This window comes from Robiginitalea sp. (assembly GCF_049588695.1).
Taxonomy (GTDB): domain Bacteria; phylum Bacteroidota; class Bacteroidia; order Flavobacteriales; family Flavobacteriaceae; genus Robiginitalea.
This window is the reverse complement of record NZ_JBAVZJ010000528.1, coordinates 1-2,792: the sequence shown is the minus strand read 5'-3', so window position 1 is coordinate 2,792 and position 2,792 is coordinate 1. Positions and strand designations below refer to the sequence as shown.

The 2,792-nt window shown below is 40.5% G+C and carries 2 protein-coding genes and 1 tRNA gene; 2 read left to right on the top strand and 1 reads right to left on the bottom strand.

The genetic code is table 11. The features are described 5' to 3' along the window. Positions 1-16 precede the first annotated feature (16 nt). Entirely contained in the window at positions 17-532 is a 516-nt protein-coding gene (locus WBV75_RS12245) for a shikimate kinase (RefSeq protein WP_424120872.1), read from the bottom strand. Between the two features lie 175 nt (positions 533-707). On the opposite strand from WBV75_RS12245, the gene WBV75_RS12240 reads away from it, so the two are divergent. Together WBV75_RS12240 and WBV75_RS12235 are read left to right on the top strand one after the other, a co-directional pair. Further along, positions 708-780: transfer RNA gene (locus WBV75_RS12240), tRNA-Lys, on the top strand. Positions 781-1,322: 542 nt separating this feature from the next. After that, the gene (locus tag WBV75_RS12235) at positions 1,323-2,216 is read left to right on the top strand and encodes a porin family protein (RefSeq protein ID WP_424120871.1); all 894 of its coding nucleotides are present in this window, start codon (positions 1,323-1,325) and stop codon (positions 2,214-2,216) included. Positions 2,217-2,792: the final 576 nt, after the last annotated feature.

The window sequence follows — 2,792 nt, the reverse complement described above, 5'->3', positions numbered from 1 at the left end:
GAATTACGGGGTGTATTTAGACTAGTTTTCCTTCTATCTCATCCACCAACTCCTCCACGGTCTTTCCCGAACTGGGAAGGATATGTGAGGCCTGCAGGTAATACGGCCCGCGGTCAAAAAGATGTTTCCCAATAAATTCTGGGAGCTCGGAATCCGGAAGATGGGCAATAAGCGGGCGCTGGGCTTTCTCAGATGTCAGGCGGCCCACCAGGGACGGGATAGTGTGTTGCAGGTAAAAACTATTCGGGGTTGCCTTTAAGACGCGATCCATATTTCCGGCATAGGCGGGGGTTCCCCCACCGAGGGAGAGCACCCGTGGCTGTCCGGAAGCTAAAAGATCTACCAGCAGTTCGTGTTCCTTTTTGCGAAAGAAAAGCTCACCTTTCTCCCGGAATATCTCGGGAATCGCGGTCCCGACCTCAGACTCAATATATTCATCGAGGTCTGTAAAGGGAAGGTTTAACCGTTCTCCCAAAAGCTTACCTACCGTGGATTTTCCACTCCCCATATACCCTAGCAATACAACCAGCATACCTGAAATTTTCGCTTAGAAAAGCCCAAATATCCACCTTTTTTCAGAAAACGGAAATTTATAAACCGGGGGACTTGATTCATTGAGAATAGATTGTATATTTGCACCCGCCTAGGCAACCTCATTCAATGAGTTTGCACCGCAGGTTCGCCTGCTTAGAGGCATTTGTTTTTTTGACCTGGTAGCTCAGTTGGTAGAGCATCTCCCTTTTAAGGAGAGGGTCCTGGGTTCGAGCCCCAGCCAGGTCACAATCAAGCGCAAAACCCGCCCCGCAAGGCGGGTTTTTTGATTTTGGAGAAATGCCAAGCTCGCTTGAGCATTTTGGAGGAATCAAAAAACAAGCAAGCATAGCTTGTGCGGGTTTTGCATTTGCAGTATGGGACGGCTGGGTCAGGCGAACGAAGTGAGCCAACCCCAGCCGCTGCTTTTTTGAGTTGGCAGTTGCAGTAGGCAGAACAAGTCCTTTTTCAGGCACAATGGCATAAGTATCCAAAAATTATACTACAACCGGAGGTTGCGGTTTTGCATTTGGACGCCAGCGCACCATCTGGCTCCTCACTGCGAAAGGTCCACCGGACCTTTCACGATCGTTCGGCCCGGGTCCGACGAGCGCAGCGAAGTCAACCCCAGCCAGGTCACAAGAGAAAGTGAAACCCACCTGTTCGGTGGGTTTTTTATTTTACAGGAAATAGGGAGTACTACAAAGGGTATGACTACTTTTGAATAAACAGCTATATTGTAAGCTATTTGAGGTTGATTTGCGTAACTTTACTCTCTTAAATTAGGAACTTTGATTAAAAATATTCTCTCGATTCTCGCATTGCTTTTTTGTATTCAAACAGCTCAAAGTCAGGTGTTACTTTCACTTTTGTTTGGGGATAAACTGAATTCTGATAAAATAAAGTTTGGTTTAGAAGGTGGTGTAAACTTTGCGAATGTTACCAATTTGGAAACGGCTACGGTAAGACCTAATTTTAATATTGGTTTTTATTTTGATTTTAAGTTGAAAAATAGTCCCAATTGGTTCTTACACTCAGGAGTAATAGTTAAATCTACTATGGGAGCAAGTCTAGAACCTTACTCACTGAATGATGAAAATTTAGATGCCATTTTTGTAGGAGGCAGTGTAGATAGAAAAATGCAATATTGGAATGTTCCATTTTTGGGTAGATATAAATTTAATAAAGGTGTTTTTATTGAAGCGGGTCCAATGTTTGGCTTATTATATAAAGGTACCGATGTATTTACAAACGAAATTGAAGGTAATAATGTTCAGTATGATAACAACATTCGTAAGGAGCATTCTAGATTTGATATTGGACTAGAAGGAGGGATTGGTTACCAAACAGAAAAGTTTATGAATGGAATGAATTTTGGGGCTCGTTATTATCAAGGCTTATTAAACTCTTCCACAATAGCAAATGCCAATCAAAAAAACACTTCGTATTATATTTTTGTTGGTATACCCATAGGTGCAGGTGAAAAAGCCAAGGCCAAGAATAAAGCAGCTAAAGAGGCCAAAGAAGCACAATTTAAACTAGATGAAGAGAATGCGGCAAAGGGATTGGAAACAAGTAAAGGGTATCAGAGGAGATTAAAGAAAGCTCAAAAGAAAGCTGAAAAAGAAGCTAAAAAGGAAGGTAAAAAGGATTCAGGGAATACTAAAAACTTCAATAAGAATTAACTGCTTTTATTTCATTCCAGCCAAAGCCTTGAAGATAACAAAACCATCACTGAACTGTAAACCAGGTTCAGTCCACTTTTAGCTGACGGGGAACACATGTTGCAAACCGCTTCTGGGAAATCTGACAAAGTTTATATATAAAAGCCTTTAACGAATTGTAAAACAATTATATACGTTTATCTGTGGTCTTTATAGGATAACCGGGAATAGGACTCTTAACTCGAAACAGTAAACAACTGCTCGCTTGATCTTATTACGACATACAATCGTTACAGTATGGATGAAGCTGTTGGGTATTTCTGAATTGTTAAACAAGAATTGAGTGATCAACACCTGTTCCTATAGGAATATTTTGATTTCGAATAATATTGAAGTTTCAAAATATCTATATTTATGAAACGAAAGTTATTTTGACATAGCATTGATCATTAAGGGGTCTACAAATCGACAACATTTTTTTAAATCGACAACAAAATCGACTACACTTCTTTAACTTAACAGGAATTAAGGATAACCCCTTGCTTAGTTGATTTGACTTTTGTCTCAATTATTGTTTAACAATTAAGACACCAACTA

Coding starts and splice junctions, on each gene's coding strand:
- WBV75_RS12245 (WP_424120872.1), bottom strand. CDS start 532: ATGCTGGTTGTATTGCTAGGGTATATGGGGAGTGGAAAATCCACGGTA.